The organism is Aquabacterium sp., from assembly GCF_048860245.1.
Lineage (GTDB): Bacteria > Pseudomonadota > Gammaproteobacteria > Burkholderiales > Burkholderiaceae_C > Aquabacterium.
The window spans coordinates 1-2500 of the sequence record NZ_JBLIZW010000038.1; the positions used below are offsets into that span (position 1 = coordinate 1).

Annotated in this window: 5 protein-coding genes; all 5 read right to left on the bottom strand. The window is 63.1% G+C overall.

Annotation, left to right across the window (positions count from 1 at the left end):
• Nucleotides 1-78: 78 nt before the first annotated feature.
• On the bottom strand, nt 79-294 hold the full coding sequence (locus ACMV18_RS04405) for a hypothetical protein (protein WP_420816839.1): 216 nt from the start codon (nt 292-294) through the stop codon (nt 79-81).
• Between the two features lie 83 nt (nt 295-377).
• The gene (locus ACMV18_RS04410) at nt 378-728 is read right to left on the bottom strand and encodes a hypothetical protein (RefSeq protein WP_420816840.1); all 351 of its coding nucleotides are present in this window, start codon (nt 726-728) and stop codon (nt 378-380) included.
• A gap of 20 nt (nt 729-748) precedes the next feature.
• Entirely contained in the window at nt 749-1687 is a 939-nt protein-coding gene (locus ACMV18_RS04415) for a phage tail tube protein (protein ID WP_420816841.1), read from the bottom strand.
• A gap of 55 nt (nt 1688-1742) precedes the next feature.
• Nucleotides 1743-2174, bottom strand: a complete 432-nt coding sequence (locus tag ACMV18_RS04420) for a hypothetical protein (RefSeq protein WP_420816842.1) — start codon at nt 2172-2174, stop codon at nt 1743-1745.
• A partial coding sequence (locus ACMV18_RS04425; protein ID WP_420816843.1) for a DUF6441 family protein occupies nt 2171-2500 on the bottom strand: 330 nt, incomplete at its 5' end. The genes ACMV18_RS04425 and ACMV18_RS04420, both read right to left, overlap by 4 nt.

Sequence of the window (2500 nt, forward strand, 5' to 3'; positions counted from 1 at the left end):
CGGTCAGCTCGGCCTTGACCTTGCCGCCGTCAACCACGGACAGGCGGATGGAGAGATTGCGTTCAGCCATGGGGAAATTCAGTCGTCGTTTTGAACAGTGCTCATCAGGCCCGCCTCGACCGCCGGGAAGAGATCGATTGCCGTCGCGCGATCGAGCCCCGTGCACTCGCAAGCCAGCATCCAGGCATTGAGGTCGAGCCCCACCACGCGGCCCTGCGCCATGCGCAATTGGCTGGCACAGATGTCAATCGCACTGGCGGCTTGCCAGCCTTCCAGGCTCTCGGGCGCGTTCATGGTGTACGGGCACTCGGGGCACGGTTCGGGGCAGGCCTGGCAATAGCTGGGCCCGCCACCGAAGTGCCACGCGGTGCGGGCCTTCAGGCGTTTTTTTCGGAATCGAGGGCGTAGAGGCCGGCGAGGTATTCGCGCTCGAAGGCATCAGCCAGCAGCCAGTGCTCCATCAGCGCGGCGACACCGTCTGGTGTGACTGCAGCCGGTTTGCCCTTGTCGTCGGCCACACCTTCCCAGGCCAGCACGGCCAGCTTGGCCAGTTCGGTGATGAGGGTGGCGGTACGCTCACCGGCAGCAGCGGTGTCGGTGCCGGGCACTTTGGATGCCGCATGGCGCGCGGCCATCACCAGTGCAGTAGTCGCAGGGCGTACCTGCAGGCGTACGCCAGCTGCCAGCGTGATCCAGTGCGGCTCACGCGGGAGATTGAGTTTGATCATGAGAAACCTCGGTCGGGTGATCAGTAAGAAGAAACGTCGTTCACCAGTTCGACGGTGAACATGCGCGCCACGCTGGTGGCCTTGGCGGCTTGCCACTCGAAGGTGGCCTGGATACCGCCCGGCCCGGAGATGGAGAGCTTGGGCTTCGGTAAATAGACCTCGTGCGCGATGAAGGTCAGGCGGTGATCGGCATCAATCGCGTAGCCGAAGGTCAATTCCAGCGGCGTGTTGTTCGTGGCGGCATCGATCAGCGTGGTGTCGGCAAACCTCACTTCCAGATTGCCGGTGAGGCTGGCCACCGTCGGATCCGCGCCATCGATCTTGCCGTCCGAGCGGATGGTCTCGATGCGTTCCAGGTTGTTGGAGTACGTCAGCTGCGCCGAAACCACGTTTCCCAGCGCCTGGCCTTCACGCAGGACTTGGCCTTGGAACTGGTTGAAGCGCTGCAAATCCCGACTGGCCGGGGTGTCATCCAGCGTGGCGGTACGCCGCACCTCGCCTTGGGCCACCAGACCGACCGTGGCATTCGCGGCTCCCGAGCGGGCAAAGCCCATCTGCAGGCTGTTGACCATGACGCCGGAGGCGACGAACCAGGCCGGGATATCCGGCAGACCGGTTTCCAGGGTGAGGCTGGGCAGGCTCGGTTTGCCGGAGGTGAAGGTGTGGGTCATCACGCTCGTTCCCGCCGAGGTAGGCTCGCCCATCAAGGCCTTGAGCCACAGACCGATGTGCCGCACGTCCAGCGGCACGACCATGTCGCCTTCGACCTTGATCACGTCACGGATCGGCGCACTCGGGTCGCGCCCGAGGCCAATCAGATCGTTGGCTATCAGCCCCTGTTCGGAGCCGAGTGAGGTAGATACAAAGGGCAGCTGCCAGTAGCCATCTACCGGGGTGCTGCCATAGGTGGATTCGAACGCGGCCAAGAGGCTGGCGTTCGCGCCGTAGGCACGGGCCATAGTGAACTCCTTGCAGGATTGGTTGTGAATGGGTGTCGAAATGAAATTCGACGGGTCAGTTCAGTGGACCGCTGCTGCTGTAGTGCAGGACCACAGGCAGCAGGCAGGTCTTGATGCCGCTTGTGCCTTCGGGGGCCAGTTCATCGAATTTGGGTGGACCGATTTCGGCGTACTCGACAACACCGGTGAGCGTCCGGTCGGATTCGATTAGGACGGCCAACTCGGTGAGCAGCCCATCCATGCGTGCATCACGCGCAGCGGCATCCGGATCGGCCACGAACAATTCAATGGCCACCTGGTGTTGCCAGTGGTAGGTCAGCGGTGACAGCGACACCTCGGGTTCTCCCATCTCGCCATCGCGCAAGATCGCCATGGCGTGGTCCGCGATACGCTCGGGCAAGGCGGCGTTGCGCTTGACCGTTGTTCCCAGTGACAACTGGCCGAGCACGGCGAACAAAGCACCGATGGCGTTCTCTCTTTGGCTCATGACGTTGCCCCTTTGCGGTCGGCTTCATCGAAACGGTTGGCAATGCGCTGGGCCAGCGTGCTGATCCAGCGACGCGCGCTGCGGTCGATGTCGAATTTCTTTTTGAGGGTCACTTGGTGCAAGAGCAGGAACATCGGCACCGTCACCAGCCCTCGGCCAGTGGTCTGGGCCTTTTGTGAAGCGGCCGAGAAACCGCCGCGTTGACCTTGGCGGGCGCGCTGGTTTTCTGCGACGAGCAGCGACGGTTTGCCCCGGCGGTAGATGAAACGCAGGCGCTGGCCGCGAATCTTTTCCCAAAGACCGGGGGTCATGCGTTTGCCGCGTGG